Annotated in this window: 24 protein-coding genes and 1 tRNA gene; 17 read left to right on the forward strand and 8 right to left on the reverse strand. The window is 40.5% G+C overall.

Annotation, left to right across the window (positions count from 1 at the left end; all coding sequences use genetic code 11):
- Nucleotides 1–123 precede the first annotated feature (123 nt).
- On the reverse strand, nucleotides 124–363 hold the full coding sequence (locus I6F10_RS15765; protein WP_165743927.1) for a YdcH family protein: 240 nt from the start codon (nucleotides 361–363) through the stop codon (nucleotides 124–126).
- A 550-nt stretch (nucleotides 364–913) separates the two neighbouring features.
- Between I6F10_RS15765 and I6F10_RS15770 the strand changes: the two genes are divergently transcribed.
- The 8 genes from I6F10_RS15770 to speD all read left to right on the forward strand — a co-directional run bounded on the left by I6F10_RS15770 (nucleotide 914) and on the right by speD (nucleotide 8,752).
- Nucleotides 914–1,495, forward strand: a complete 582-nt coding sequence (locus I6F10_RS15770; RefSeq protein WP_024596662.1) for an anthranilate synthase component II — start codon at nucleotides 914–916, stop codon at nucleotides 1,493–1,495.
- Nucleotides 1,496–1,538: 43 nt separating this feature from the next.
- On the forward strand, nucleotides 1,539–2,699 hold the full coding sequence (locus tag I6F10_RS15775) for an HDOD domain-containing protein (protein WP_165743928.1): 1,161 nt from the start codon (nucleotides 1,539–1,541) through the stop codon (nucleotides 2,697–2,699).
- 379 nt (nucleotides 2,700–3,078) lie between these two features.
- Nucleotides 3,079–4,284 (forward strand): aspartate aminotransferase family protein, encoded by a 1,206-nt coding sequence (locus tag I6F10_RS15780; protein WP_165743929.1) that lies wholly within the window; start codon nucleotides 3,079–3,081, stop codon nucleotides 4,282–4,284.
- A gap of 85 nt (nucleotides 4,285–4,369) precedes the next feature.
- On the forward strand, nucleotides 4,370–5,386 hold the full coding sequence (astA, locus tag I6F10_RS15785) for an arginine N-succinyltransferase (protein WP_197099112.1): 1,017 nt from the start codon (nucleotides 4,370–4,372) through the stop codon (nucleotides 5,384–5,386).
- A gap of 15 nt (nucleotides 5,387–5,401) precedes the next feature.
- Nucleotides 5,402–6,871 carry a succinylglutamate-semialdehyde dehydrogenase gene (gene astD / locus I6F10_RS15790; RefSeq protein WP_197099113.1) on the forward strand — a complete coding sequence of 490 codons (1,470 nt, stop codon included), beginning with the start codon at nucleotides 5,402–5,404 and terminating at the stop codon, nucleotides 6,869–6,871.
- Nucleotides 6,872–7,003: 132 nt separating this feature from the next.
- The gene (locus I6F10_RS15795) at nucleotides 7,004–7,351 is read left to right on the forward strand and encodes a DUF3802 family protein (RefSeq protein ID WP_002958862.1); all 348 of its coding nucleotides are present in this window, start codon (nucleotides 7,004–7,006) and stop codon (nucleotides 7,349–7,351) included.
- Between the two features lie 86 nt (nucleotides 7,352–7,437).
- Entirely contained in the window at nucleotides 7,438–7,851 is a 414-nt protein-coding gene (locus tag I6F10_RS15800) for an OsmC family protein (RefSeq protein WP_002958863.1), read from the forward strand.
- Between the two features lie 88 nt (nucleotides 7,852–7,939).
- A complete protein-coding gene (speD, locus tag I6F10_RS15805) occupies nucleotides 7,940–8,752 on the forward strand; it encodes an adenosylmethionine decarboxylase (RefSeq protein ID WP_024597058.1) in 813 nt (270 codons plus the stop codon).
- Between the two features lie 103 nt (nucleotides 8,753–8,855).
- Here the strand turns inward: speD and I6F10_RS15810 are convergent, their stop codons facing one another.
- Nucleotides 8,856–10,139, reverse strand: coding sequence for an aromatic amino acid transport family protein (locus I6F10_RS15810; RefSeq protein WP_197099114.1), 1,284 nt, complete (start codon nucleotides 10,137–10,139; stop codon nucleotides 8,856–8,858).
- Nucleotides 10,140–10,584: 445 nt separating this feature from the next.
- On the opposite strand from I6F10_RS15810, the gene I6F10_RS15815 reads away from it, so the two are divergent.
- Together I6F10_RS15815 and I6F10_RS15820 are read left to right on the forward strand one after the other, a co-directional pair.
- A complete protein-coding gene (locus I6F10_RS15815; RefSeq protein WP_197099115.1) occupies nucleotides 10,585–11,382 on the forward strand; it encodes an alpha/beta fold hydrolase in 798 nt (265 codons plus the stop codon).
- A 249-nt stretch (nucleotides 11,383–11,631) separates the two neighbouring features.
- Nucleotides 11,632–14,496, forward strand: coding sequence for a P-loop NTPase fold protein (locus I6F10_RS15820; RefSeq protein WP_197099116.1), 2,865 nt, complete (start codon nucleotides 11,632–11,634; stop codon nucleotides 14,494–14,496).
- A gap of 173 nt (nucleotides 14,497–14,669) precedes the next feature.
- Here I6F10_RS15820 and cysQ read toward each other — a convergent pair whose 3' ends face one another.
- The 6 genes from cysQ to cysG are packed head-to-tail and all read right to left on the reverse strand — an operon-like array spanning nucleotide 14,670 to nucleotide 21,632.
- Nucleotides 14,670–15,440, reverse strand: a complete 771-nt coding sequence (gene cysQ / locus I6F10_RS15825; protein ID WP_165728284.1) for a 3'(2'),5'-bisphosphate nucleotidase CysQ — start codon at nucleotides 15,438–15,440, stop codon at nucleotides 14,670–14,672.
- Nucleotides 15,441–15,449: 9 nt separating this feature from the next.
- A complete protein-coding gene (gene cysC, locus I6F10_RS15830) occupies nucleotides 15,450–16,043 on the reverse strand; it encodes an adenylyl-sulfate kinase (RefSeq protein WP_149605738.1) in 594 nt (197 codons plus the stop codon).
- A 32-nt stretch (nucleotides 16,044–16,075) separates the two neighbouring features.
- Nucleotides 16,076–17,800 carry an SLC13 family permease gene (locus tag I6F10_RS15835; RefSeq protein WP_165743935.1) on the reverse strand — a complete coding sequence of 575 codons (1,725 nt, stop codon included), beginning with the start codon at nucleotides 17,798–17,800 and terminating at the stop codon, nucleotides 16,076–16,078.
- A 31-nt stretch (nucleotides 17,801–17,831) separates the two neighbouring features.
- Nucleotides 17,832–19,256 carry a sulfate adenylyltransferase subunit CysN gene (gene cysN / locus I6F10_RS15840; protein WP_024603862.1) on the reverse strand — a complete coding sequence of 475 codons (1,425 nt, stop codon included), beginning with the start codon at nucleotides 19,254–19,256 and terminating at the stop codon, nucleotides 17,832–17,834.
- Nucleotides 19,256–20,155, reverse strand: a complete 900-nt coding sequence (gene cysD, locus I6F10_RS15845) for a sulfate adenylyltransferase subunit CysD (protein WP_002958873.1) — start codon at nucleotides 20,153–20,155, stop codon at nucleotides 19,256–19,258. The genes cysN and cysD overlap by 1 nt, the downstream gene beginning before the upstream one ends.
- A 49-nt stretch (nucleotides 20,156–20,204) precedes the next feature.
- Nucleotides 20,205–21,632: a siroheme synthase CysG gene (gene cysG, locus I6F10_RS15850; RefSeq protein ID WP_002958874.1), complete on the reverse strand. Its 1,428-nt coding sequence runs from the start codon at nucleotides 21,630–21,632 to the stop codon at nucleotides 20,205–20,207.
- Nucleotides 21,633–22,082: 450 nt separating this feature from the next.
- Here cysG and deoC point away from each other — a divergent pair, with 450 nt between their 5' ends.
- From deoC to rplJ, 7 genes are all read left to right on the forward strand, one after another.
- Complete coding sequence (deoC, locus tag I6F10_RS15855) at nucleotides 22,083–22,826, forward strand: deoxyribose-phosphate aldolase (RefSeq protein WP_165743937.1); 744 nt, start codon at nucleotides 22,083–22,085, stop codon at nucleotides 22,824–22,826.
- A 148-nt stretch (nucleotides 22,827–22,974) separates the two neighbouring features.
- Nucleotides 22,975–23,051: transfer RNA gene (locus tag I6F10_RS15860), tRNA-Trp, on the forward strand.
- A gap of 132 nt (nucleotides 23,052–23,183) precedes the next feature.
- Complete coding sequence (secE, locus tag I6F10_RS15865; RefSeq protein ID WP_002958877.1) at nucleotides 23,184–23,561, forward strand: preprotein translocase subunit SecE; 378 nt, start codon at nucleotides 23,184–23,186, stop codon at nucleotides 23,559–23,561.
- A gap of 4 nt (nucleotides 23,562–23,565) precedes the next feature.
- Nucleotides 23,566–24,129 carry a transcription termination/antitermination protein NusG gene (nusG, locus tag I6F10_RS15870; RefSeq protein ID WP_002958878.1) on the forward strand — a complete coding sequence of 188 codons (564 nt, stop codon included), beginning with the start codon at nucleotides 23,566–23,568 and terminating at the stop codon, nucleotides 24,127–24,129.
- Between the two features lie 214 nt (nucleotides 24,130–24,343).
- A complete protein-coding gene (gene rplK, locus I6F10_RS15875; protein WP_024603865.1) occupies nucleotides 24,344–24,772 on the forward strand; it encodes a 50S ribosomal protein L11 in 429 nt (142 codons plus the stop codon).
- Between the two features lie 3 nt (nucleotides 24,773–24,775).
- The gene (gene rplA, locus I6F10_RS15880; RefSeq protein WP_002958880.1) at nucleotides 24,776–25,480 is read left to right on the forward strand and encodes a 50S ribosomal protein L1; all 705 of its coding nucleotides are present in this window, start codon (nucleotides 24,776–24,778) and stop codon (nucleotides 25,478–25,480) included.
- 323 nt (nucleotides 25,481–25,803) lie between these two features.
- Nucleotides 25,804–26,298: a 50S ribosomal protein L10 gene (gene rplJ / locus I6F10_RS15885; RefSeq protein ID WP_002958881.1), complete on the forward strand. Its 495-nt coding sequence runs from the start codon at nucleotides 25,804–25,806 to the stop codon at nucleotides 26,296–26,298.
- Nucleotides 26,299–26,314: the final 16 nt, after the last annotated feature.

The raw sequence follows: 26,314 nt of genomic DNA on the forward strand, positions 1-26,314 counted from the left end.
ATGCCAATCCATAACTGGAATCTGACATTGTCGCAATTGGCCATCCACTTCGAAGGTAGATTAGATGGTGTGCTAGATATTTAGCAATTTAGGCTGACACAGAATTCTGAACGCCCTCCATTACTACTCTTGCTGCAAGCGTTCGTATAGCCAATCTTTTAGTTCTGTACGTTCGTGTTTTAATAGATGCATTTGTTGATCGCTTATGGGCGCATCTTTGAGCTCTAACACTCTAATCTCTTTATCTAGCTTGTCGTACTTATCTGCTTTTTTTGCAAATTCAGTATCGCTTTCATTTAACTCGGCAATGGTCTTTAAGTACTCTGGAAAGTCATTTGTTAATGAGTGGTCTTCGCCTAATATATTCGCTCCTTAGTAGGATATAAATGAGCTCACAAGTAAGTGAGTTGTATAAGTGAATTACTGCCTTTCATATAATACACTGGGGCTTACATAGATATAATTCAACCATTGAGCCACTAATTTGATGTAGCGCAAACAATCTGTTTATTTTGCTCAGTAAGGCATTTCACCAAAGTATTTAGTAGTGCGATCAATAAATGCACGTACTTTAGAGGTCAATAATTTATTGTTGGGGTATACAGCCTACGTAGGTGTATTAACTAATCGTAAAAAGCTTAGGGTTCGATATTATTGCTCAAGGTGCAAGGAATCCCTGGCTAGAGAAAATAAATTTAAATATCATCATGATTCAATACGTTAGTAAATCTCTTAACCAGAGTTCAAGTTAAGTAAACCAATACCCGCTAAAGGCTTTTAAGCATTTTAGCTAAAAGAGTTAATTTTTAACGCTTTTTGCTAATTTATGTTGGTTAATTAATAGTGGTAGAATGCAGCGCTTAGTACCACTTGTGTAAAGTAGTGGTCAATAATTTATAAGGTCTGTTGTGTAATGCTGTTGATGATCGACAACTACGATTCGTTTACTTACAACTTAGTGCAATATTTTCAGCGTTTAGATCAAGACGTTTTAGTAAAACGTAATGATGAGCTAAGTATTGCACAAATAAAACAGTTAAACCCGCAGCACATCGTGTTATCGCCAGGGCCATGCACCCCTAACGAAGCGGGTATTTCACTAAATGTTGTTGAGCAACTAAAAGGGCAATATCCTATTTTAGGGATTTGCTTGGGGCATCAAACTATCGCACAAGCTTTAGGTGGAGATGTAATTCGTGCTAAAAAAGTAATGCACGGTAAAACATCACCCATAGTTCATACTAATAAAGGGGTGTTTAAAGGCTTAGCTAATCCGTTAACGGTATGTCGTTATCATTCTTTAGTGGTTAAAGCGCAAACTCTGCCTAAAGAGCTTGAAGTAACCGCATGGACTCAAACTGAGCAAGGCGAGTTTGACGAAATTATGGGGTTGTTACACAATGAACTTGCTATCGAAGGTGTGCAGTTTCACCCCGAAGCTATTTTAACTGCTCAAGGCTTAGAACTGCTTGATAACTTTTTAACTCGCTTCTAATGTTATAATACACATAGCATTTTATACTTTATTAATGGATGTCATGACTGAACTTGTAGCCCAGCAGCGTACTGCCAAAATACTAAGCCAACGAGCTCATGACTTATTGCTTGGGCATAGCTTTGCGCATCAGCAAATTGGTTTCATTCATACATTAGATATAGATTACGGCGAACCCATGAAGCAGCGTACCTTGCTGCAGGTTGAAGTGGCCGCACAGAATAAACGCCAGCAAAGCAGTACTGCACATCATAAGTACCGCGCTCAAGCGAGTGAGCAACTGCACAAAACAATTGAAACAGCTATATATAAGCAGCTCGAGAATATAGATGGCGTAATTCATAGCACCATAGGTATTGAAGATGGCATTGCCAATATACTCGATATATTAGCGGTAAAGTCAGCGTCGGTAGGGCGTTTAGAGCCATTGGTTAATGATATAAGCTGGTTGGGTAGGGAGTTAGTAACGCTCGTTAATTTACCTTACTATCGTAATCAACGTAGTAAAAACACGTCTGTAAAAGTAGATAAGCCATCGCTCGCCCTTCGTTATATTGGCCTTGATAACTTACAGCTAGTTATTCCTACATTTGCTGCTCGTCATTGGATGCCACATAGCACCGAACCATTTTCGTTATTAAAACGTCGTTTACGTGACAGTGCCATGGCAAACGCGATTGCAGCGCAAAAAATTGCACAAATTAATAATGTAAATGACGTTCATGCATTTACCCTTGGTATGCTTTTAGATGTAGGGCGAATTGCATTAGTGCGCTTGTACTTAAAAACGTTTGAGCAAATATGGCAACGTAAAGTACAGCTAGCCCGAAATGAAAACCAAAAAGATTTACACACCGCTTTATTAGAGCTTCAGCCCGACCCGCTATTTTTAACTACTCTACTTAGCAATAAATCGATAGAAGTAAGCGCTAAGGTAATAGACAAAATGGCTTTTAAATATTTACCGTTTAAAGGGGTAATGCAGCAGCTAGTAAATGGGGTAGATAAGGGCGATACATTACTGCCATTAACAGAAGTAATGCTAAAGGCACGGTGCTATTCTCAATATCTTAATTTAAAAGAACATCAACTTATTGAACCTGATGAAGCTCTAAGCTGGTTTTCGCACTTTAAGCTCACTAAAACGGAACTAAAAACCCTCCAATCGAGTAATTTTACCAATTTAGCTATTCAGATTGACTAAAAATCTGAATTTTTTGTTAATTTTTTTGCGACTAACCATTCATTCTCATCTTATTGTTATATTACATATTTGCCGATTAAAGCGTGTGCGCCTCTGTACTCATGCGGTTAATAGCCTAAAAATAAGCATAAATAGCTATGCAAATAGTTATTCACTATCTATGAAATAATATCTTTAGCCCTTTATTTTCAAGGGATACATGAAAGTTTTTAACGAGACAGATATAAGTAATTCTGAAATAATGTGCGTCTGAAAATTGAACCACAAAGCAATTTTGCGCAATTATCAGGTTACTGATCTTGCCTATAAAGTTGGTTACAAATATTAACCAAACACCTATTTTGATGTTTTGTGTTGCTCACAATTAAGAGGAAATAAAATGACAGTCAATCGCGAATTATTTGATCACGTAATGGTTCCTAACTACGCACCTTCAAGCGTAATTCCTGTTCGAGGCGAAGGCTCTCGCGTATGGGATCAACAAGGTCGAGAGTTTATCGACTTTGCTGGTGGTATTGCAGTTAACTGTCTTGGCCATTGCCACCCTGCATTAGTAGGCGCATTAAAAGAGCAAGGCGAAAAAATCTGGCATCTATCTAACGTAATGACCAATGAGCCGGCACTTCGCCTAGCTAAAAAAATGGTTGATGCGACATTTGCTGAAAAAGTTTACTTTGCCAACTCTGGCGCAGAAGCAAACGAAGCCGCGCTTAAATTAGCGCGTCGCTTTGCACTTGATAAGTTTGGCGCAGAAAAATCACAAATCATCGCGTTTAACAAAGGTTTCCACGGTCGTACATTCTTTACCGTAACTGTTGGCGGCCAAGCTGCATATTCAGATGGTTTTGGTCCTAAGCCTGGCGACATTGTACATTGCGATTACAATGACCTTGCTGCTTTTGAAGCACTTATCAGCGATAAAACATGTGCCGTAATGATGGAACCTCTACAAGGTGAAGGCGGTATTGTTTCGCCAACTGATGAGTTTGCTCAAGGCGTTCGCGATTTATGTACTAAACATAACGCACTGCTTATTTTTGATGAAGTTCAAACAGGTGTTGGTCGTACTGGCGATTTATACGCATACCAAGGCTTAAACGTAGTACCTGATATTTTAACTTCAGCTAAAGCACTTGGCGGCGGTTTTCCTATTGGCGCTATGATCACAACAACTGAAATTGCACACCACCTTAAAGTAGGTACACATGGTTCTACTTATGGCGGTAACCCGCTTGCGTGTGCTGTTGCAGAAGCTGCATTTGATACAGTAAATACTCCAGAAGTACTTGCTGGCGTAAAAGAAAAAGCCGCATTATTTAATGAACTACTTAGCGCGGTTAACGAAAAATACAACGTATTTAGCGAAATCCGTGGCCAAGGTCTATTAATTGGTGCAGTAGTGAACGAGCAATACAAAGGTCGTGCAAAAGAGTTTTTAGTGGCAGGTACTGAGCAAGGCCTTATGTCATTAGTTGCCGGTGCAGACGTAGTACGTTTCACTCCATCTTTAGTAATTCCTGAAGCGGACATTCGCGAAGGTATGGCACGCTTTGAAAAAGCAGTAGCAAGCGTAGTAAACGCATAAGCGACCTAAGCCAACCAATTAAGGGCAAGCACTGCTTGCCCTGCAATTCCTATTTACCGTTATTTATAAGGGAGCAAGCGGACTCATGATGATCCTTCGCCCAATCCAGCAAAATGATTATTCAGCATTACTGAAAATTGCCCACGAATCTGGGCATGGTTTTACGTCTTTGCCTTTAAATGAAGAGCTATTACAAAAAAAGATCGACCATTCAGTAAGCTCATTTGCTAAACAAACGTCACAACCTGGTGACGAAGGCTACCTGTTTGTTCTTGAAGATAGCGAAACCGGTGATGTTGTAGGTACGTCTGCAATTGAAGCTGCGGTAGGGCTTGATGATGCATTTTATCATTATCACTTAAGTAAAGTGATTCACTCTTCGCGTACATTAAACGTCTACAAAGCGGTTGATATTTTAACGCTATGTAACGACTACACAGGTGCTACAGAGCTTTGCACATTGTTTTTAAAAGATGGCTATCGTAAAAATTGTAACGGTAAGCTACTTTCAAAAGCGCGTTTTATGTTTATAAAGCAGCATCAAGAGCGTTTTGCGCAAACAGTAATCGCAGAAATGCGCGGTGTGTCTGACGAAAACGGCAGCAGCCCTTTTTGGCAGTGGCTTGAAGAGCACTTTTTCTCAATGGATTTTCCAACAGCCGATTACCTAACAGGTATTGGTCAAAAGGTTTTCATTGCTGAGCTAATGCCTAAATATCCAATTTACGTAAATTTGCTAAGTAAAGATGCGCAAGCCGTAATAGGTAAAGTACACGACAACACTCGCCCAGCAATCGAGTTATTAAAAAGCGAAGGCTTTACGTTTAATGGCTACGTAGATATTTTTGACGGCGGCCCAACGGTTGAAGCAAAAGTAGATAACATTGCGACTATTCGTAATGCAAATCACTTTAACGTTGAAATTGGCGAAATGACTGGCGACACCATGGTGTTACTAGCTAACGAAAAGCTTGAAGGTTTCAGAGCAACCGTTGCACCAATGACATTTGACGAGCGCGCAAAAAGCCTTATTTTATCGCAAGAAGTAGCAGATGCATTGCATTTGCAAACTGGCGATATTGTTAGTGCAACCACGATTTAATTTAGGAGAAAGTATATGACTCATCCTGCACAATTTATTAATGGTCAATGGTCACAAGGCCAAGGCACAGAATTTAATTCAGTAAATCCTGCAAATAACGACGTTATTTGGCAGGCATCATCAGCAACTGCGGCGCAAGTAGACACCGCAGTAAATGCAGCGCGCGAAGCGTTTTATGTATGGGCTGATAAAAGCTTTACTGAGCGTTTAGAAATAATTAAAGCATTCGCAGCGCAATTAAAAGAAAACAGCGAAGAGCTCGCTATTACTATCGCACAAGAAACAGGTAAGCCACTGTGGGAAACGCGCACAGAAGCGGGTGCTATGGTTGGTAAAATTGCCATTTCTGAAAAAGCATTTTTAGAGCGCACTGGCGATGTAGAAAACGCAATGCCACTTGGCCGTGCGATGATTCGTCATAAGCCACATGGTGTTGTAGCTGTGTTTGGTCCGTATAACTTTCCGGGTCACTTACCTAATGGCCACATTGTGCCAGCGCTTTTAGCAGGTAACACGGTTGTATTTAAACCGTCTGAGCTTACTCCTAAGGTTGCTGAGCTTACGCTTAAACTATGGGAAAAAGCAGGTTTGCCAGCAGGCGTTATCAACCTAGTCCAAGGTGAAGTAGAAACGGGCAAAGCCCTTGCTGCTCACAAAGGGATTGATGGCTTGTTCTTTACGGGTTCTTCTCGTACTGGTCATATTTTACATGAACAGTTTGCGGGTCAACCGGGTAAGATTTTAGCGCTAGAAATGGGTGGTAATAACCCACTTATTATTACTGACGTTGAAGACACTAAAGCGGTTGTTCACGATATTATTCAATCAGCGTTTATTTCAAGCGGCCAGCGTTGTACGTGTGCACGTAAATTGTTTTTACCTAAAGGTAGCAAAGGCGATGCAATTTTAGAGCGTCTTATCACTGCAACTAAAGCGATTAAAGTAGGCAACTACGACGATGCAGATCAGTCATTTATGGGCTCTATGATCTCATCAGCGGCAGCAGCAGGCATGGTTAAAGCGCAAAACGAGCTTGTTGAACTTGGTGGTGAAGTATTAGTAGAGCTTGAGCACACAGCCAATACCGGTTTTGTAACACCAGGTATTATTGAGTGTACAAATATTAGTGACTTCCCAGATGAAGAGCATTTTGGACCACTTTTAAAAGTATTCCGCTTTGACGACTTTGACCAAGCCATTGATAAAGCAAACGATACAACCTTTGGTTTATCGGCTGGTTTATTAAGTGATAGTGCCGCAGATTACGACCATTTCTTACGTCGTATTCGCGCTGGTATTGTTAACTGGAACCGCCCAATTACTGGCGCATCAAGCGCAGCACCATTTGGTGGTATTGGGGCATCGGGTAATCACAGAGCAAGCGCGTATTACGCAGCTGATTACTGTGCATACCCAGTTGCTTCAGTAGAGCTTGAAAAAGTAGCGATGCCAGCAACGCTAAGTCCAGGCTTAAAAATAGATTAAGTAGTAATACTACTTAATCATTATAAAAGTAGCTTCGGCTGCTTTTTTTGTATTGCTATCGTACAAGGCTAGTAATTATCGACTCTTTCTGCTTAAATCAGCATAATTAAATATATTTAGGTGGTTCGCATAATGGTTTTAGATAGGCAAGGGTACGATGATTTGATCATGTATCTAACTCAAAATTTAGCATTGTTTGAGAAGCCAGGCGAAATAAAACCAGGCGCTCCAACAGTAATGGAATTAATCGAAGACGTTATTGCACAAAATGTGATGCTTATTTGCGAGCAGCACACAGACCTCAACACAGAGCAGCGTAGTCAAATTGTACGTGAAGTTGATGGCATAGTTTACGATTTAGAAGAAGTCCTCAGTAGCATCACCTCACAGCCTGTCACGGTTGAACAGCATGCCTTTATAGATGAATTTGCGGGTTTAGTAAAAAACCTCTTTGATAGCGCATTAGCACAACAATCCTAGCCATTTTATAGCCCTGCGTTGCATTTTCATTTGCAACTACGGCTAAGTTGCTTACAATCAAGAAAATATTTTTTTGAGATATAACAATGCAAGCAAATGTAAAATGGGTTGAAGGCGATACGTTTATTGGCCGTTCTAATTCTAACCACAATGTAGTGTTTGATGGCGGTAGCGATAGCGCAGCACCAAGCCCAATGGAAATGGTTTTAATGTCAGTTGGCTGTTGCTCATCAGTTGATGTGGTTAGTATTTTAAAAAAAGCTAAACAAGATTTTTCAGACGTACAAGTGCAACTCAGTGCAGAGCGCGCCGAAACAGCACCGCGCGTGTTTACCAAAATCAACTTACACTTTGTTGTTAAAGGTAATAATGTGTCTGAAAAGCACCTTGCACGTGCAGTTTCACTCTCTGCTGAAAAGTATTGCTCGGTTGCATTAATGCTTGATAAAACAGTAGAAATTACGCATAGCCACGAAGTTGTGCAAGATCAAGCAAAATAACGCTTTTTCCACGAGGAAAATTCGTATAAAATCCGCGAACTTTTCATTCTGCAGGTGCAGAACCCACTAATTTATAGGTTGGTTTATTATGAACAAACCCTTCGATAAACTTAAACTTCATGGCTTTAACAATTTAACCAAAAGTTTAAGCTTTAGTATTTATGATATTTGTTACGCAAAGACCGAGCAACAACGTAAAGAATATATTGAATATATCGATGAGCAGTACAGTGCAGATAGACTAACCGACATTTTAGGTGAAGTTGTTGATATTATTGGTGCTAACATTTTAAATGTAGCGCGCCAAGATTATGAACCGCAAGGCGCAAGTGTCACTATTTTGGTTTCAGAAGAACCAGTAGAAGAGCAGCAAAATTACGATGCTGACGAAGCACCAGGCCCATTACCTGATTCAGTTGTTGCACACCTAGATAAAAGCCATATTTGTGTACACACATACCCAGAAGCTCACCCTGATGATGGTATTTGTACATTCCGTGCTGATATTGAAGTATCTACCTGTGGCATTATTTCGCCACTTAAAGCGTTAAACTTCTTAATTCATAGCCTTGAGTCAGACGTAGTAACAATAGACTACCGCGTTCGTGGTTTTACCCGCGACATAAACGGTGTTAAGCACTACATTGATCATGCTATTAGCTCGATTCAAAACTTCATGACAGAAGATACAAAAGAAGCGTACCAAATGATGGACGTGAACGTGTATCAAGAAAACCTGTTCCATACTAAAATGATGTTAAAAGAAACCGACTTAAATACCTATTTATTCGGCCTTTCTACTGATGAGTTATCGGATGAAGAAGAAGACGAGATCCGCTCTAAGCTGACTCGCGAAATGCAAGAAATATTCTATGGCCGTAACCTGCCAGATACAGAATAATAGCAACGAATTAAATTAAAAATGGCGCTCAGTGAGCGCCATTTTTTTATGCCTAAAAAAGCCCAGCTAATTAACTTAGCTGGGCTTTTGAATATATAGCGTATTAATTAATCATGCTGTAAATAAGTGCAAATACAGCAAGTGAGCCAACCGCTAATATAAATAGCGTGCTTAAACGGTTGCGGTATTTATGAAGTGCAGGCACTTTATAAACTGCAATCATTGGCATGATGAATAAAATCATCGCGATGATAGGGCCCGATAACTGATCCATCATGTCTAAAATACTTGGGTTTTTAACCGCGCAAAACCAAATAGCTAAAAACATAATTAACACACCAATTTTATCAGCCGCTTTTGCGCTTAAGCTTGTTTGCTTAGTTACTAAACCCGTAAAGCTTTCACGTGCCCCTAAAAAGTGACCCAAAAACGACGATGTAATAGCAATAAAGGCAACAAGCGGCCCAAGTGTGGCAATAAACGAGTTATCAGTAATATTAGCAAGGTAGGATAAAACCGATACGTTAGCTGCTTTAGCCGCTGCCATTTGCTCGGCTGTAAGCGACAGCACGCAAGAGAACACAAATGACAGTACAAAGGTAATAAGTAGTAAGCTAGTGCGCTTTAAAATCGCCTCAGACTTATGTGTAGCTTGTTCTCCGTAATGACCGCGTTGCACGTTTACAAAGCTTGAGATAGCCGCTGCGTGGCTAAACGAAAATACAATAATAGGAATCGATAACCACAACGTTTTTCCAAAGCTGCCCATTTCAGGCATTGTCATATCTGGCATTTGCCAGCTTGGGATTAAATAAAGTGATAAAAAGAACAATATACCCACAAGCGGGTAAACTAAAATAGCAAAGGCACGCAGCATTAAGCGCTCGCCGCCCATCATTAAGCTAATCATACCTGCAACTAATACACCCGAAAGCAACACGCGAGAAGGTGACTCCATCCCCATTTGATTAACCATAAAGCTATCAACGGTATTAGTTAAGCCCACACCGTAAATAAGCAAAATTGGGAATATAGATAAAAAGTACAATAAAGAAATTAACCGCCCCGCAGTCACACCAAAGTGCTCTTCAACTACATCGGTAAAATCGGCATCTTTATTTTTTGATGAAAGTACAAAACGCGCTAATCCACGGTGTGCACAAAAGGTCATTGGAAATGCTAAGCATGCCAAAATAATTAACGGCCAAAAACCGCCAATACCAATGTTAATAGGTAAAAATAAAATACCCGCACCAACTGCGGTACCAAAAAGGCTTAAAGTCCACTGCGTATCGTGCAGGTTCCATTTAGAAGTGGGTGTGTTTGAAGGTGTGTGTGCACCTGTTGTTGATGCATTTGAAAGCGTTGCATCTTGAGATGTTGTCATGTGTGTGTTTATCCATTATTTAAATAATAATCGCGCGCAAGAATATAGTTTTCAGCTAAAAATTTCATGTTTTGAGAGGATTTGTAGACTAATTAATTAGACCAAATTGAAGGGTAAGTGTCATGAATACGAAACAGCGGTGTAAAAGTGAGCAACCCCTTAAGCGGCAGCACCACATTATAATTTTAAAGTAGGTTGGTTAGAGCGCAGCGAAACCCAACACGCTATAGTGTCACGCGAGCAGCAAAGCCGAGATAGGCGGTTTTCATAACGCAAAAATAGCGGCTGGTCATTTTTATTAGTTTTCATTTAAAAATCAAAATCTGCCCCGAAAAGCTGTTAAGTAGAAGCCATTGATCTGAACTTCATAGGAGATTTTTATTAAACTCCGTTATACTTCCTGCAATTGAATATGCCAAACGAAGTAAATAGGCCACTAACTGCAATGAGCAAAGAGATTCTCTTCCATACTACTTTTGCGCACGAAACCAGTAAAACATGGGTTGTATTTGTCCATGGAGCAGGTGGTAGTTCGGCAATTTGGTTTCGTCAGCTTAAGGCCTATAAAAAAGAATATAATGTGTTGTTGCTAGATCTTCGTGGTCACGGTAAATCGAATAACTTAGTACAAAACTTTGTTGATAATAATTATTCATTTAATAATGTCTCTAAAGACATTATCGATGTGTTAGATCATAACAATATCACCAGCGCACACTTTGTTGGCATTTCATTGGGCACAATTATTATTCGAAATATTGCTGAAATTGCGCCGCAATATGTTTCTAGCATGGTGCTAGGTGGAGCGGTTACTCGTTTTAATACTCGCAGTAATACATTGGTTTATTTAGGTAATACTTTTAAATACTTCTTGCCTTATATGTGGCTGTATCGCTTATTTGCTTTTATTATGATGCCTAAAAAGCGCCATAAAGAATCTCGACTTTTGTTTGTTCGTGAAGCAAAACGCTTGTGCCAAAAAGAGTTTATAAAATGGTTTAAATTAGCCATGGACGTAAATCCTTTAATGCAATACTTCAAAGAAAAAGACATTGATATTCCCATTCTTTACATTATGGGTAAGGAAGATCATATGTTCCTTGGCCCTGTTAAAGAAATGGTTAAGCGTCATAAAAATAGCGTACTGCAAACTATTCACCATTGCGGCCATGTTTGCAATGTGGAACGTCCTGACTTATTTAATCAGCACTCGCTTTCGTTTATCGCCCAGCAAAATCGTTAAAGGTTGTAGAAGGAATAGGATCGGTACATTCTTTTTTGATTTTCGCCCTAAACTCAAAACAAGACCTAAAGGAATAAAACTCCATTTTTATATCAAAGCGCAGGTTGGGTAGAGCGAAGCGAAACCCAACAAGCCATAGCGTCATTCGAGCGGTAAAGCCAAGAGGCGACTTTATTTCTTAAACTTGCTTATTCAATAATGTTCAATTGATATACACTGGTTAGGTAACGTATTGATAAGGATATTAAGTTGTCGCAAGTTAAAGCACTCCCCATTACAGCCATGCGCTGGCTTTCCCTTTTATTGTGCGCAATTACCGCCGCAACAATTACTGTATTTTTAAGCAAAATCGGTCTTGTACAAAAGGCATATTCAAGTTTAGGCGCTATTTTACATGCCAGTCCTGTTTTACATTACAGCTGTGCATTTTTAGCAGGTATTGGCGTAAAGCTGCTGCTTGATAAGTTTTATATATCGCACCCTAAACGCAGTGTTGTATTTAGCTGGCGATATCCGCCGGTAACGATAAGTGTATTGCTTGGAATATCTCTTATTGTTAGTTATGTGTATGCAACATATTCATATGAAGTATTAGAACAACTGATTGTCCATGCCTTTGTTAGTCTTAAATTTCTGACACTGAGTTTTTTAGCTATTGCAGCGACTATTATTTATCAAGCTAAGTTATTTACAGAAAAGCCGGTATTTTCAGTTGTACTGTGCGCGTTTTCAGCATTTTATTTATTCTCAGCAATAAACTTAATCGAAATAGAGCAAGCATTCTGGGTGTTTTTCTCTATAGCAGCTGCTTATTTAGGTATGTCGATATATTTGCTGTGGGAGCAGCTAAAAGCAACAGATAATGAGTTAAACACTGAATCTAAGCAGAAAGCTGAATTAAAGCTTGAGAATTTAAAAGATTTTCAGCAATGGTTTAAAGACGACTCAATCATTAAAAACACTGAACAATTAGAGCCAGACTTGCAGGTTTATGCAGAGCGTATTGCAGCGAGACTGCAAAGTGGCGGTGATGAAAACGAATGCGAGCTAAGAGGAGCCCAGCACATAGCATTATGTGGAGCTTATGGTTGCGGAAAAAGCAGTATCGTCGAAAGTATTTTGAATGATTTGGCAAAAAACTCTGAAAAAGAGAGTACCTGGATACACAGCGATATATCAACATGGGGCGCTGCAAGCGGCAGTGTTGCGCATGTTGTATTGAGTCATATTATCGACGATATAAGCCAGTATATTGACATGTGTGCCTTTCGTGCGTTACCTAAGCATTACACCGAAGCACTTAAGTCTGGTGGTAGTGTATTTCAGTTTGCATCCACCTTGCTTGCCGGCCCTGTTGATATTGAGCGAAGTTTTCAAAAGCTTAATGACGTTCTTGACGCAACTAACCACAAATTACTGATCACCCTGCAAGATGTAGATCGCGGTACTGGCGATGAAAACGAAAAACGTTTGAATGATATAGCCGCGCTGCTGGATAGATTGAAAGATAAAAATTTAAGTAATATCAACTTTATCGTCGCTATGGGTAATGAGAATGAAGTTGCGGCTGAAGTTATTTCAAAGGCAACTGATTATAGGGAAGACATTGTACGTACTGATATATCTAGGATTTTGATTTCTTTTATTCAAGAAGCTTTAAAAGAAGCAATATCACCTAATGGTTGTGTAATAATTTTATCCCACAAATCATGGGCTGTGAGGCTTCATCCTAAAAGTGTGGAAGATAATTTCAAGATACTTACTTTCAGCAGTCGCACCGAATTCATACTGGCTTTAGAAAAGAGAAATAGTTTTTTCATTGAAGAAGTTAAGGCTTTAAATGCGGTAATTGTTTCAATTAGACAGCTTAAAAAAATATTACGACGAGTGAACCAATCTTGGAATTCTGAACGCTTAATGGGGGAAGTAAACCTACTTTCTTTACTAATGGTTTGTGCTTTAAGGGAGATTAAGCCAGCTTATTTTACTGCATTTGAGGGTAACTATGATTTCCTTGTGAAAGTAGGCTCGGGGAATGTTACCCCAGTAATTAAAGATATAATGAAAATAGATGAGCCACAGTACTTTGAATTTTTTAGAGTTATGTTGGGTCTAGTTCCTAGGGACTATAAAGAGCCAAAAAATGATACAGAATTTGCTATTGATATTGAGGTGCAAAAGTTAGATGCATTGAATCGAATAGCTGATAGTTTTGAAGATAAAGGTAAGGATGAATTAAGCCAATTTCATTTAACTTTTAATAGGGCTTTAATGCCCACTCAGGGCTTAGGTGTTAATGATCCTAATGTTAATTATCTACAGAAAATTATAAAAGAGTCCCCTCTAAGAGAAGAGATAAATGAACAAACTATATTTTCAAGAATTCGTGATGAGGACGAACTTGAAACATTAGCAAAAGAGTTATGTAGTGATGAGCGATATCAATTGGTTTTACTACGCTTCAAAGATGTTTTATTTAAAAGGTCATCGTCATTTACAGATGGAAACCTAAATAAAGTACTTTTTGATTATGTCGCGACTGAAGTCAAAAAAAATAAATATCAAAATGCTGATAATTTTAAAGAGCTTTTTACAAAGCTAGTTATAAAAATATTAAACAAAAATAACTTTCAAAGTGTGATTAAAGAAGTAGCTTCTATTGATGATATTTATCTACTTTCAGCTACCTTTGCAGAGATAAAGAGAGAATTAGAAACATCTAATTCATCTGAGTTTATTGATATTTTAGAAAAACAAAATTTTCCACTTCTAGCTGCGGGTTTACTCGAGCATAAAGTTACTTATGAAATACTGTGCTTTATATCCCAACTAGATAATGGAGCTGCAGGGGAGCCGGGTAAGAAATATTTTGGTGGCCCAAAATATGAGTTTATTTTAGAGCTTCTAAAAGATAAAAAAGATGAACAGTCGCTAAAAATATTAATAGAAGTGTTGTCTACAGATTTCAATGTAGATAGGTCCAACATTTATACTGCGATAAGTTCATTAAGCCCAGATACTAAAGCAAGTTTTATTAGGAGGTTAAGTGGTTTAGAAAATACAGGCTTTGATGAAGAAAAAAGAAGTAAGGCAATGAACAATTTAAGGGAGTAACATTAGATTTGTTTACTACTGAGAACGAACTAGCCTTACTATAACTAATACAATACAGCCCATATATCTATAAAAATGTTCAGAGCATACCTTCGTTGGGTTTCGTTCCACTCAATCCAACCTACGATGTTTAAATTTGCATAGAGCTGCTAGTAGCTAACAGCTCATTGCCATTATTCTTCTATCGCACTTACAATAAAATACGGATTTAAGTACTCATCTTTAGTGTTATAAATAAGCGGGCTGCCATCAAGTTGGGTCACTTTTGCACCGGCTATTTCGGCGATTGCATGGCCTGCGCCTGTATCCCATTCACAAGTTGGGCCTAAGCGCGGGTAAATATCGGCGCTGCCCTCAGCGACTAAACACAGTTTTAGTGAGCTGCCTTTAGACACCATTTCAACCTCGTCAAAGCGTTTTACAAACTCGGCTAAATCGGGTGATGGGTGCGAGCGGCTGCCTACAACTCGAATTAACCCTTTGTTAGGTTTGGTGGTTACTTTAAGCTCAATTCGCTCATCGCCTTTATCTTTAAATGCGCCAATGGCTTCGGCAGCTAAGTACGATACGCCAAGGGCGGGTGCATCAACTACGGCTAAAATAGGAATGCCGTTTTTAATTAGGGCGATGTTTACGGTGAATTCACCGTTCTTTTTAATAAATTCTTTAGTGCCGTCGATTGGGTCAACTAACCAGTAGCTTTTCCACGTTTGGCGTACATCCCAGCTTATGTCGGCGTTTTCTTCACTGAGTATTGGAATGTCAGGTGTGAGCTGTTGAAGCCCTGCCACAATCAGTTTATGAGCTGCTAAATCGGCGTCGGTTACGGGGCTTTCATCGGCTTTGTACTCAACGTTAAAGTCCTTTTCGTAAATTCCCATTATCGCTTGACCTGCTTTGCGGGCAAGGATGAGGGTTTCTTCTAGCAGTTCGGTTTGATTCATGGGGTTAACCTATATTATGTGCTTTTGTTTTAGATACGTTATCAGTTGTGTAACCGATTGGTCTAGGGTGTTTTTACTTGTATCTAAAATTATTTCTGGATTGTTTGGCACTTCGTAGCTTGAATCGATACCAGTGAAGTGTTTTATCTCTCCAGCGCGGGCTTTTTTGTATAAGCCTTTTGGATCGCGGCTTTCGCATACATCCAGTGGAGTATCGATAAAGACTTCAATAAATTCGCCGTCATCTACTAGGTTACGCACCATGTCACGTTCTGCTCTAAAAGGCGATATAAACGCAGTAAGTACTAACAAGCCAGCGTCGGTCATTAGTTTTGCGGTTTCGCCTACGCGGCGTATGTTTTCAATGCGGTCTTCGTCGCTAAAGCCTAGGTCTTTACACAAACCGTGGCGTACGTTGTCGCCATCGAGCAGGTAAGTGTGCGTACCTTGCTGATTAAGCGCTGCTTCTAGTGCGTTTGCTACGGTGCTTTTGCCAGAGCCCGAAAAACCGGTAAACCATAAAATAGCGGGCTTATGTTTTTTTTGCTCACTACGCTGTGCTTTTGTAGTTGCGTAGTTATGCCAAACTATATTTTCATCCATAGTGAGAGTCTCTTATGCTGTGAGCGCAGGTATTAAAACGGAAATACCAGCGGGATCAAGGTTAATACCGTGATTGAATAAATAATAGAAAGGGGTAAGCCCATCACTATGTAATCTTTTAAGCGATAGTTACCCGCGCTATAAACCATTAGATTAGTTTGATACCCAAATGGCGATATAAAGCTGGCTGATGCGCCAAAGGCAACCGCCATAATAAATGGTAGCGGGTCTACATTAAAACCAACCGCGAGCGAGTAAGCAACAGGGAACGACAAGGCAGCTGCTGCGTTATTAGTAATAAGCTCGGTAAATAATACGGTCATTAAAAATATGGCAATAAATGCGCCGTACGGGCCAAAATCCCCAAGTACCATAAACATGGCGTCGGATATTTGCCCGGCAAGTCCGGTGCCTATCATTAACTTGGCAAGGCCAATGGCGCTACCTACAACTACGAGTAACTCGATAGGAAAACGGCGTTTTACTTCGTTAAGTTTTATGGTGCCACTGAGCATTAAGCCAATCAGTAATACTAATAAGCCTTTAACCAGCGGCACTATGCCAATAATACTTAAACCCAGTACTGCGGCAAAGCTTAGTAGCACAATGTTTGATTGCTTAGGTGCAAGGTGGGCTTGTAAGTCAAACCCTGAAATATACACAAATTCGCGCTTTAAGTTAGGCAAGGTATAAAAGTTTTTGCCTGGGGCAAGTATTAGTGAGTCGCCAGCTTGTAATTGCACTTGCCCAAGGCCGCCTTGTAAGCGGTCGTGACCACGGCGAATGGCAATAACAGCAGCATGAAACTGTTCTCTAAAGCGGGCTTCTTTTACGGTTTTGCCAATAAATTTTGAAGATTGACTTACAACTACTTCTACTAAGTGTTCTATGTCTTTTTGATGATTCTCGTGCACTACTTTTAGGCCGTCGAAACGGGTAAGTAATGGCACCGATTTTATGTCACCTACAAACAGCAGCACGTCGTCTTTTTGAATAATTTGCTGTGGAGTGACTGCGCAAATGCGGCTCTCGTCGCGAATAATTTCAGCAAGGAATAAGTCTTTTAAATCACGCAGGCCGTTTTCTTCTACGGTTTGGCCTATTAATTTTGAGCTTGCTTGTACTTTACCTTCTAGGTAAAAAGGCACGACTTCTTGGTCGCTTTTACCGTTGTCGGGTAAGTATTTAAGCATTACTAAAATAGTAATTAGGCCTACGCTTAGCGCGCCTAAACCTACTAAGGTAAAGTCAAAAAAGCCCAGCGGTTCCATGCCCGCATCTACTGCAAAGCCATTGACGATTAAGTTGGTTGATGTACCAATAAGCGTAATAGTGCCGCCCAAAATAGCAGTGTACGACAGCGGTAACAATAGCTTTGAAGGGGAGTGATTAGGATTGTCTTTTATCGCGGTAATAAGCGATGCAACAACGGCGGTATTGTTAGTGAACGACGATAAAAAGGCGGTTGATAACCCCAATTTTGTTACCGATTTTACTAAACTACCTTTAGATAGCGATTGCGCTAACTTTTGAATTAGGGTGGTTTTTTCTATTGCGGTCGACACTAACACCAATAGTACTAAAGTGATAAGCGACGGGTTAGCATAATTAACTAACATGCTTTCAAGATCAATTAATCCGGCTAAATAACTAGTACCAATAGCGCTTACAAATAACCATGCTGGATTAATACGGGTGCCAAAAAGGCACCCGACTAAGGTAAGCATAATGCCTGTTAAAACGAGCTGTTCTACCATGCTTTTAAATTCCTAACAGGCTAAAGTTAACTTATAACTTAGAAATATCAAGCGCTTGCCAATGCGGAAAGTGCTTGCGTACTAAGCTGTTAAATTCAACTTCAAATTCGCTAAAGTTACTTTGCTTTGTTTGGCTTTGCAGTACTTGCTCAATCATACCGGCAGCAACAGTTAGGTTTGATAAGCGATCGATTAGGATAAACGAGCCTGTTTCGTGATTGCTGTGGTACTCGTCTGCCAAAATAGTTTCGGTTAGTTCAAGCGTTACAATCGCAATTTCGTTTAGCTGTAATGAGTCGCTAGTGCCGTGCTCAAGCGTGTTTACATCAATTGTGTAGTCAATTTTTTTAACAATAGCTGAGGTGTTTTTGCTACCTAATTTTAGGTTATAGCTTTTACCCAACACTAATGGCGATTCATGCATCCACACAATTTTAGCTTGCAACTGGTTAGTTACAGCGGCCGTTGAATTTGCAGGTACGATTACATCCCCTCGGCTAATATCAATTTCGTTATTTAGGGTAACGGTAATTGCTTGGCCTGCTTCGGCGCTGTCTAGGTTGCCATCAAAGGTAACAATTTCTTTAATGCTTGATGTTTTACCCGACGGTAATACTTTTATAGCATCGCCTACGTGCATCTTGCCCGATGTAAGTGTGCCCTGAAAACCACGGAAGTTTAAGTTAGGACGCACTACATATTGCACAGGTAGGCGCGCTTCAAAGCCTGTATCTGTTTCGGCTGCTGGCGAATCTTCTAGTAATTCTAGTAGCGGCTTGTCGGTGTAATACGGTGTATGTGCAGAGCGTGTTACTACGTTGTCGCCTTTAAGCGCCGACATAGGCACAAACTTAATGTTTGATACGTTAAGTTGCTCAGCAAATTTAAGGTAATCGGCCTTAATTTTTTCATACACGGTTTCGTCAAAATCAACGATATCCATTTTATTAACGGCAACGACAAACTGCTTAATGCCCAGCGAGTCACAAATAAAGCTATGGCGCTTAGTTTGTACTTGTACGCCGTAACGCGCATCAACCAAAATAATGGCTACATCGCTTGTTGATGCACCCGTTACCATGTTGCGGGTGTATTGCTCGTGCCCAGGTGTGTCGGCAATAATAAATTTACGCTTAGCTGTTGAAAAGTAACGGTACGCTACGTCAATGGTAATGCCTTGCTCACGCTCAGCTTGTAGGCCATCAACCAATAATGCAAGGTCAAGATCTTCACCTGCATTACCTACTTTTTCGTTATCTTTGTGAAGGGCGGCTAGCTGATCTTCATAAATTTGGTGGCTGTCGTGCAGTAGGCGGCCAATTAATGTTGATTTACCGTCATCTACGCTGCCACACGTAAGCATACGCAATAAGCTTTTATCTTGTTGGCGTGCTAGGTAGGCGTCTATGCCTATTTCTTTTACTTCGTTAAATGTATCGTTATTTTGGCTAGACATTAAAAATACCCCTCACGTTTTTTCTTCTCCATTGAGCCTGCTGAATCATGGTCAATAACACGACCTTCACGTTCAGATGACGTAGATAGCAGCATTTCTTCGATGATTTCGGTTAAAGTACTTGCTGTTGATTCAACTGCACCGGTAAGTGGGTAGCAGCCTAGTGTACGAAAACGAACAGATTTCATTTGCGGTACTTCACCTTCATTAAGAGGCATACGCTCATCGTCAACCATAATCAAAGTACCGTCGCGCTCAACTACTGGGCGATCTTTAGCTAGGTACAATGGCACCATTTCGATGTTTTCTTGATAAATGTATTGCCAAATATCAAGCTCAGTCCAGTTAGATAATGGGAAAACACGAATGCTCTCACCCGGATTAACTTGGCTGTTGTAGGTATTCCAAAGCTCTGGGCGTTGGTTTTTAGGATCCCAACGGTGGTGTTTGTCGCGGAACGAATAAACACGCTCCTTTGCGCGTGACTTTTCTTCGTCGCGGCGTGCGCCACCAAATGCAGCATCAAAGCCGTATTTATCTAGCGCTTGTTTTAAGCCTTGGGTTTTCATTATGTCGGTATGTTTACCCGAGCCATGCGTAAACGGGCCTACACCCATTTCAATACCTTCTGGATTTTTGTGTACCAGTAGGTCAAAGCCGTATTCTTTAGCTATACGGTCGCGAAACTCGATCATTTCACGAAACTTCCAGTTGGTGTCTACGTGTAATAACGGAAACGGTATTTTTGCAGGGTAAAATGCTTTACGCGCTAAGTGCAAAAGTACCGACGAATCTTTACCAATAGAGTAAAGCATTACTGGGTTCTCAAACTCAGCGGCGACTTCGCGCATGATTTTGATACTTTCAGCTTCAAGTTGCTGAAGGTGAGTTAAAGCCATTGTTAGTCGTCCTACTAAAATGATTAAAAGTTACAAATTTAAAATTCGGTTATGTATTTGATACATCTGTTAGCGGCTGTGCAAAGCTGCTTGTTTGCTCGTTTTTCCCAAACCACGCTAGTTGCGAGTGCAGGGCGGCTACTTCGCCAATAATGAGTAGTGCAGGCGATATAATGCTGTTGCGTTCAATTAAGTCGGCAAGTTCGCCTAATTGACCTGTTACTACACGCTGATTTTTACGTGTACCGTTTTCGATAATGGCAACAGGGGTGTCGGCTTTGCGGCCATGTTTTAAAAGCTCGCCTTGTATGTGCGGCGATTTAATTACGCCCATGTAAATAGCCAGCGTTTGATTTGCTTTTGCCAGCGATTGCCAATCAAGTTCTTGACCGTCTTTTTTACAGTGGCCAGTTACAAATTGAATGGCTTGTGCATGGTCGCGATGCGTAAGCGGAATACCCGCGTAAGCACTACAACCTGCAGCGGCTGTAATACCCGGTACAATTTGATAATTTACGTTGTTAGCAGCCAGTACTTGTACTTCTTCGCCACCACGGCCATAAATAAACGGGTCACCACCTTTAATGCGGCATACTTTTTTGCCTTGTTTAGCAAGGTCGACCAGCATTTGGTTGGTATCTTCTTGAACAACACTATGATCGCCCAAACGTTTACCTACACAAATAAGGTCAGCATCGCGGCGCACTAGTTCCATAATTTCGTCAGAGACTAAAAAGTCGTAAACGACGACGTCGGCTTGTTGCATAAGTTGCAGTGCTTTAAGTGTTAAAAGCTCTGGATCGCCAGGGCCTGCACCTACTACGTATACTTCGCCTTCAGGTTCTGCTTTTGCATCTAGCATTTGCTCTAGTTGCTGCTGTGCGGCTTGGGTATCGCCGGTTTGTACTTTACTCACAACAGATGAGTCGAACACGCCTTCCCAAAATTGGCGGCGGTCTGAAAAATGCTTAAAGCGTTTTTTTACTTTGTCTCTAAAGCCACCGACAAGTGTTGCAAGTGGGCCAATATGATGCGGAATAAGGGTTTCGAGCTTTTCACGTAAGCGACGCGCAAGTACCGGCGCTGTGCCAGCACTTGATATAGCAATCGTAATTGGGTCACGGTCAACAATGGATGGGAATATAAACGTACATTTAGGTTGGTCATCAACCACGTTTACAAACACATTGCGGGCATTGGCAAGTTCAAATACGTTATTGTTTACTTCATCGCGGTCGGTTGCAGCAATAACAAGCATTTTGCCATCAAGGTGCGATTCATCAAAATAAGCATCAATAAGCGTTACTTCATTATTATGTGCATGCTCTTTTAGTTCGTCGCAAAACCAAGGTGCTACTAAAGTAACGCTTGCTCTCGCTTTTAAAAACGCGCGACATTTGCGTAATGCGACCTCTCCACCGCCAACAACCAATACTGGTTTGTTGTCGAGTTTGGTAAAGATAGGTAAATACTGCACGTTAATAAGACCCCTAAACAAATTCAAATATAAGAAAACGCTTTATTCTGATAAGCAGAATATAGCGGCTATCAATAAGTAAAAAATAATTAAAACCAAGTTGATATAACCAAAAGTTATAATAGGTGGGCTTTTTAGGCCTAAGAGCTAGTTAACAAGGGATTGCGCCGAGTTACAAGTAAAATAACCAGCTTATAGTGTTTGGTTATGAGCTATAGCGAGTTTAGTTTAATTTGTTAATATGGAGGCATATCAAATTTTGTACTTATACCATTTGCATTAAATTAGTGATCTATTATAGCGACGAGAAAATAGCTCAATAACAAGGCTAAAATTATGATACATAGTTGTTCTATATAAATAGTTTTTAACCTAGTTAGTGCGTTATTTAATACGCTAAAATGATCATGTTTTTAATAAAATTGGTATTACATAAGCAACGGAGCTCTAATGACACAACACCAAAAAGATGCCGCATTAGCAGTCGCACTGATGGATTTAACAAGCTTAAACACCAGCGATACCACCAAAAGCATTCAAGCACTTGTTGATAGTATAAACCCGACGCTGGGCACGCCTGCCGCTGTATGTGTTTATAGCGACTTTGTTGATGATGCAAAAATAGCACTCGCAGCGCGTGAGCTAAACCACGTAAAAGTCGCAACAGTTACTAACTTTCCAACGGGTGATGCTCCACTGAGTGATGTAATTAACGAAACACTTATTGCTATAGAGCGCGGCGCAGACGAAATTGATTTGGTTATTCCTTATAAAAAACTAATAGCGGGCGATGCTCAAACTGTACTTAGCTATGTAAGCGAAAGTAAAAAAGCGTGTGGGTCGCGCGCGCAACTTAAAGTAATAATAGAAAGCGGCGAGCTAAAAACTGACGCGCTTATTACTCAAGCCACGGAGCTTGCAATTGAAGGCGGTGCTGATTTTGTAAAAACCAGTACGGGTAAAGTGGCTGTAAATGCCACGCTTGAATCAACAAAAATTATGCTAACAGCCATTAAAAACTCAAACAAACGTGTGGGCTTTAAAGCGGCCGGCGGTGTTAAAACTGTTGCTGATGCTAGTGATTATTTAGCGCTAGCACGCGCAATAATGGGTGATGATTATTTGCAAGCAAATACATTTAGGTTTGGTGCTTCAAGCTTGTTAAGTGACGTTTATAAAACCATAGGGAAATAATCAATATCTTTGGATTGTAGGTTTATCTAACCGATTAAATTATTAGCAGTTTAAACAATAATGTAATTAATTAATTAGATTTTCCAATGTGGGTATCTTTTAGGCTTGTGTTAATGAACTGCGTAAGTATAATAGGCATCCACTTTGCAGGGGCGTAGTTCCAATTGGTAGAACAGCGGTCTCCAAAACCGATGGTTGGGAGTTCGAATCTCTCCGCCCCTGCCAGTTTTACTTGTTATTTGAGTAGTCTGAGATTAAAAACCGGTTTAAATTAAGTCTGTTTTTAAGTTTAGATTTTAATGGATTAACCCTGCCGTAGTGTAGGGTTGTTGTGTCTGTAGTTAAGGTAATAATATTATGAGCACGAATGTAGAAACACCATCAAGTGCGATGGAGTCAGTAAAGTGGTTAGTAGCAATCGCGCTACTTGCAGGCGCAGTTGTTGGTAATCACATGTATGCAGATCAATCTGTATTACTACGTGCTATTGGCGTTGTTGTTGCAATAGCGGCCGGATTAGCAATTGCCTCGCAAACATTTAAGGGACGTAACTTTCTTGCTTTCGCTAAAGAAGCTCGAATTGAAGTACGCAAAGTTATTTGGCCAACGCGCCAAGAAACTACCCACACGACATTAATTGTAATGGTTGCAACAGTGATTATGGCACTTATCCTTTGGGGATTAGATGGCATTTTATTCCGCGCTGTAGGCTTTTTAACTGGATTGGAGATCTGATCCCATGTCGGATGAGAACGAGAACAAAGAAATTAAGTTACGTTGGTATGTAGTACAGGCCTTTTCTGGTTACGAAAAGCGTGTAGCTCAAACGTTAATTGAACATATTAAAATCGAAGGTCTAGAATCGAGCTTTGGTGAAATATTAGTACCAACTGAAGAAGTTGTTGAGATGCGCGCTGGCCAAAAGCGTAAATCTGAGCGTAAATTCTTCCCCGGATACGTATTAGTACAAATGGATATGAATGACGCAAGCTGGCACTTAGTGAACAGCACAGAACGCGTTATGGGCTTTATTGGTGGTACGTCTGATCGTCCTGCTCCTATCAGCCCTAAAGAAGCTGAGCGCATTCTTAATCGCCTACAAGAAAATGCTGAAGCACCTAAACCTGCTACATTATTTGAACCAGGTGAAGTTGTACGCGTTACAGATGGTCCATTTGCAGATTTCAGTGGTGTAGTTGAAGAAGTTGACTACGAAAAGAGCCGCGTAAAAGTATCTGTACTTATTTTTGGTCGTTCTACGCCAGTTGAGCTTGAATTCGGTCAAGTTGAGCAAGATAAGTAATTGATTAAAAAAGCTTCGCTAATTTTTATTTAAATTTTGGCATGAAGCTTGAAAAAGGCCGCTGATTAACTTATAATCAGCGGCCTTTTTGTATTAAGGTAAAATTTATTTTTTACTGTGCAAAAAGTACGAAACCAATTTTTAAACTGGGAAGCCGTTAGAGTACGCGTCCTCGCGCGCACAAGGCTGAGACCCACCAAATGAGGTATTTATAATGGCTAAAAAAGTTGAAGCTCTAATCAAGCTACAAGTTGCCGCTGGTATGGCTAATCCTAGTCCTCCAGTAGGTCCTGCACTAGGTCAACACGGTGTAAACATCATGGAATTCTGTAAAGCGTTTAACGCACGTACAGAGTCTATCGAAAAAGGCGCTCCAGTTCCTGTAGTGATCTCTGTTTACGGTGACCGTTCATTTACGTTCGACATGAAAACGCCACCTGCTGCTTACTTACTTAAGAAAGCTGCTGGTATCAAGTCAGGCTCAGGCCGTCCTAACACTGATAAAGTAGGCACAATAACTCGTGCTCAACTTGAAGAAATTGTTGAGACAAAACGAACTGACCTTACAGCTGCCGATATGGACGCAGCGGTTCGCACTATCGCAGGTTCTGCGCGTGCGATGGGCTTGAACGTAGAGGACTAAGAAATGGCTAAATTAACTAAACGTATGCGTACTATCCGCGAAAAAGTGGAAGTAACTAAAGATTACGAAATCAATGAAGCAGTTGCTCTTTTAAAAGAGTTAGCGACAGCTAAATTCGTAGAAAGTGTTGACGTTGCCGTTAACCTTGGTATCGATGCTCGTAAATCTGATCAAAACGTTCGTGGTGCTACTGTACTACCTAACGGTACTGGTCGTGACGTTCGTGTTGCTGTATTCACACAAGGCGCTAATGCAGAAGCTGCAAAAGAAGCCGGTGCTGAATTAGTAGGTATGGAAGATCTTGCTGAACTAGTTAAAAAAGGCGAGATGAACTTTGACGTTGTTGTTGCATCACCAGACGCTATGCGTGTTGTTGGTCAACTAGGTCAAATCTTAGGCCCACGTGGTCTAATGCCAAACCCTAAAACTGGTACTGTAACGCCTAACGTTGCAGAAGCAGTTAAAAATGCTAAAGCAGGTCAAGTACGTTACCGTAATGACAAAAATGGCATCATCCATACTACTATTGGTAAGGTTGATTTCACTGCAGAGCAGTTACAACAAAACCTTGAAGCTCTAATTGTTGCGCTTAAGAAGGCTAAACCTTCTCAAGCTAAAGGTGTTTACTTGAAGAAAGTAACTATCTCTACAACAATGGGCGCAGGTGTTTCTGTTGACCAAAACACTTTAAGCACTATTGTTGCTTAATTGAGTGTTTACATGGCGTGAAATTTGTACTATAATTTCGCGCCATTTTGTTGATTAATTTATTAATTTGCAAAGTAAAGAATTCGGGTTGAAGTCCATAATTTCGTTAAGCCTTCGGGGTTAACGATAAATTGGGCTTCCGTCCAAGACCGTAGGTGGCTTCGGCCTTAATATTCACCTACGTAGACGGTGTAGACCCCAGATAGATTTTTCCTAATCCTTCTGGCTCTCGCCGTAAAAAGCATCTCTACCTTGTTTGGTAGGGAAGAGTAGAACAGGGGAATCCGATAATCGGTACCCCCATTAAACCAGGAGTAACACCCATGGCTTTAAATCTTCAAGGCAAAAAAGCAATAGTTGCTGAAGTCAACGAAGCAGCCAATGGTGCTCTATCTGCAGTTGTTGCAGATTCTCGTGGTGTAACAGTTGGCGCAATCACTGCCCTTCGTAAAGAAGCTCGTGCAAATGGTGTTTGGATGAAAGTTGTCCGTAACACTTTAGCAAAACGTGCTCTTGAAGGAACAGATTTTGAGTGTCTTTCTGATTCATTTGTTGGTCCAAGCTTAATCGCTTTCTCATCAGAGCACCCAGGTGCTGCTGCGCGTATCTTTTCAGATTTCGCGAAAAAGAATGAGAAATTCGAGCTTAAAACGGCCGCTTTTGAAGGAAATGTTGTTGATGCAGCAATGCTTGCTACATTACCTACATACGATGAAGCTGTTGCACGCTTAATGAGTGCTATGAAAGAAGCGTCTGCTGGCAAATTGTGTAAAACAATTGAAGCAGTACGTGTACAGAAAGAAGAGCAAGCTGCTTAATTTTAAGCTGTTTAAT

The organism is Pseudoalteromonas sp. SWYJZ98 (assembly GCF_015864495.1).
In the GTDB taxonomy this organism is placed as follows: Bacteria; Pseudomonadota; Gammaproteobacteria; order Enterobacterales; family Alteromonadaceae; genus Pseudoalteromonas; species Pseudoalteromonas distincta.

Excerpts from the sequence above, each read along its gene's own strand:
- rplJ (WP_002958881.1), top strand. The coding sequence starts at position 25,804 with ATGGCTTTAAATCTTCAAGGCAAAAAAGCAATAGTTGCTGAAGTCAAC.
- I6F10_RS15835 (WP_165743935.1), bottom strand. The coding sequence starts at position 17,800 with ATGGTAGAACAGCTCGTTTTAACAGGCATTATGCTTACCTTAGTCGGG.
- rplA (WP_002958880.1), top strand. The coding sequence starts at position 24,776 with ATGGCTAAATTAACTAAACGTATGCGTACTATCCGCGAAAAAGTGGAA.
- I6F10_RS15775 (WP_165743928.1), top strand. The coding sequence starts at position 1,539 with ATGACTGAACTTGTAGCCCAGCAGCGTACTGCCAAAATACTAAGCCAA.
- I6F10_RS15815 (WP_197099115.1), top strand. The coding sequence starts at position 10,585 with ATGAGCAAAGAGATTCTCTTCCATACTACTTTTGCGCACGAAACCAGT.
- astA (WP_197099112.1), top strand. The coding sequence starts at position 4,370 with ATGATGATCCTTCGCCCAATCCAGCAAAATGATTATTCAGCATTACTG.
- astD (WP_197099113.1), top strand. The coding sequence starts at position 5,402 with ATGACTCATCCTGCACAATTTATTAATGGTCAATGGTCACAAGGCCAA.
- speD (WP_024597058.1), top strand. The coding sequence starts at position 7,940 with ATGAACAAACCCTTCGATAAACTTAAACTTCATGGCTTTAACAATTTA.
- I6F10_RS15810 (WP_197099114.1), bottom strand. The coding sequence starts at position 10,139 with ATGACAACATCTCAAGATGCAACGCTTTCAAATGCATCAACAACAGGT.
- deoC (WP_165743937.1), top strand. The coding sequence starts at position 22,083 with ATGACACAACACCAAAAAGATGCCGCATTAGCAGTCGCACTGATGGAT.
- cysC (WP_149605738.1), bottom strand. The coding sequence starts at position 16,043 with ATGGATGAAAATATAGTTTGGCATAACTACGCAACTACAAAAGCACAG.
- cysQ (WP_165728284.1), bottom strand. The coding sequence starts at position 15,440 with ATGAATCAAACCGAACTGCTAGAAGAAACCCTCATCCTTGCCCGCAAA.
- I6F10_RS15770 (WP_024596662.1), top strand. The coding sequence starts at position 914 with ATGCTGTTGATGATCGACAACTACGATTCGTTTACTTACAACTTAGTG.
- I6F10_RS15800 (WP_002958863.1), top strand. The coding sequence starts at position 7,438 with ATGCAAGCAAATGTAAAATGGGTTGAAGGCGATACGTTTATTGGCCGT.
- I6F10_RS15795 (WP_002958862.1), top strand. The coding sequence starts at position 7,004 with ATGGTTTTAGATAGGCAAGGGTACGATGATTTGATCATGTATCTAACT.
- cysD (WP_002958873.1), bottom strand. The coding sequence starts at position 20,155 with ATGGCTTTAACTCACCTTCAGCAACTTGAAGCTGAAAGTATCAAAATC.
- rplK (WP_024603865.1), top strand. The coding sequence starts at position 24,344 with ATGGCTAAAAAAGTTGAAGCTCTAATCAAGCTACAAGTTGCCGCTGGT.
- secE (WP_002958877.1), top strand. The coding sequence starts at position 23,184 with ATGAGCACGAATGTAGAAACACCATCAAGTGCGATGGAGTCAGTAAAG.
- I6F10_RS15780 (WP_165743929.1), top strand. The coding sequence starts at position 3,079 with ATGACAGTCAATCGCGAATTATTTGATCACGTAATGGTTCCTAACTAC.
- cysN (WP_024603862.1), bottom strand. The coding sequence starts at position 19,256 with ATGTCTAGCCAAAATAACGATACATTTAACGAAGTAAAAGAAATAGGC.
- nusG (WP_002958878.1), top strand. The coding sequence starts at position 23,566 with ATGTCGGATGAGAACGAGAACAAAGAAATTAAGTTACGTTGGTATGTA.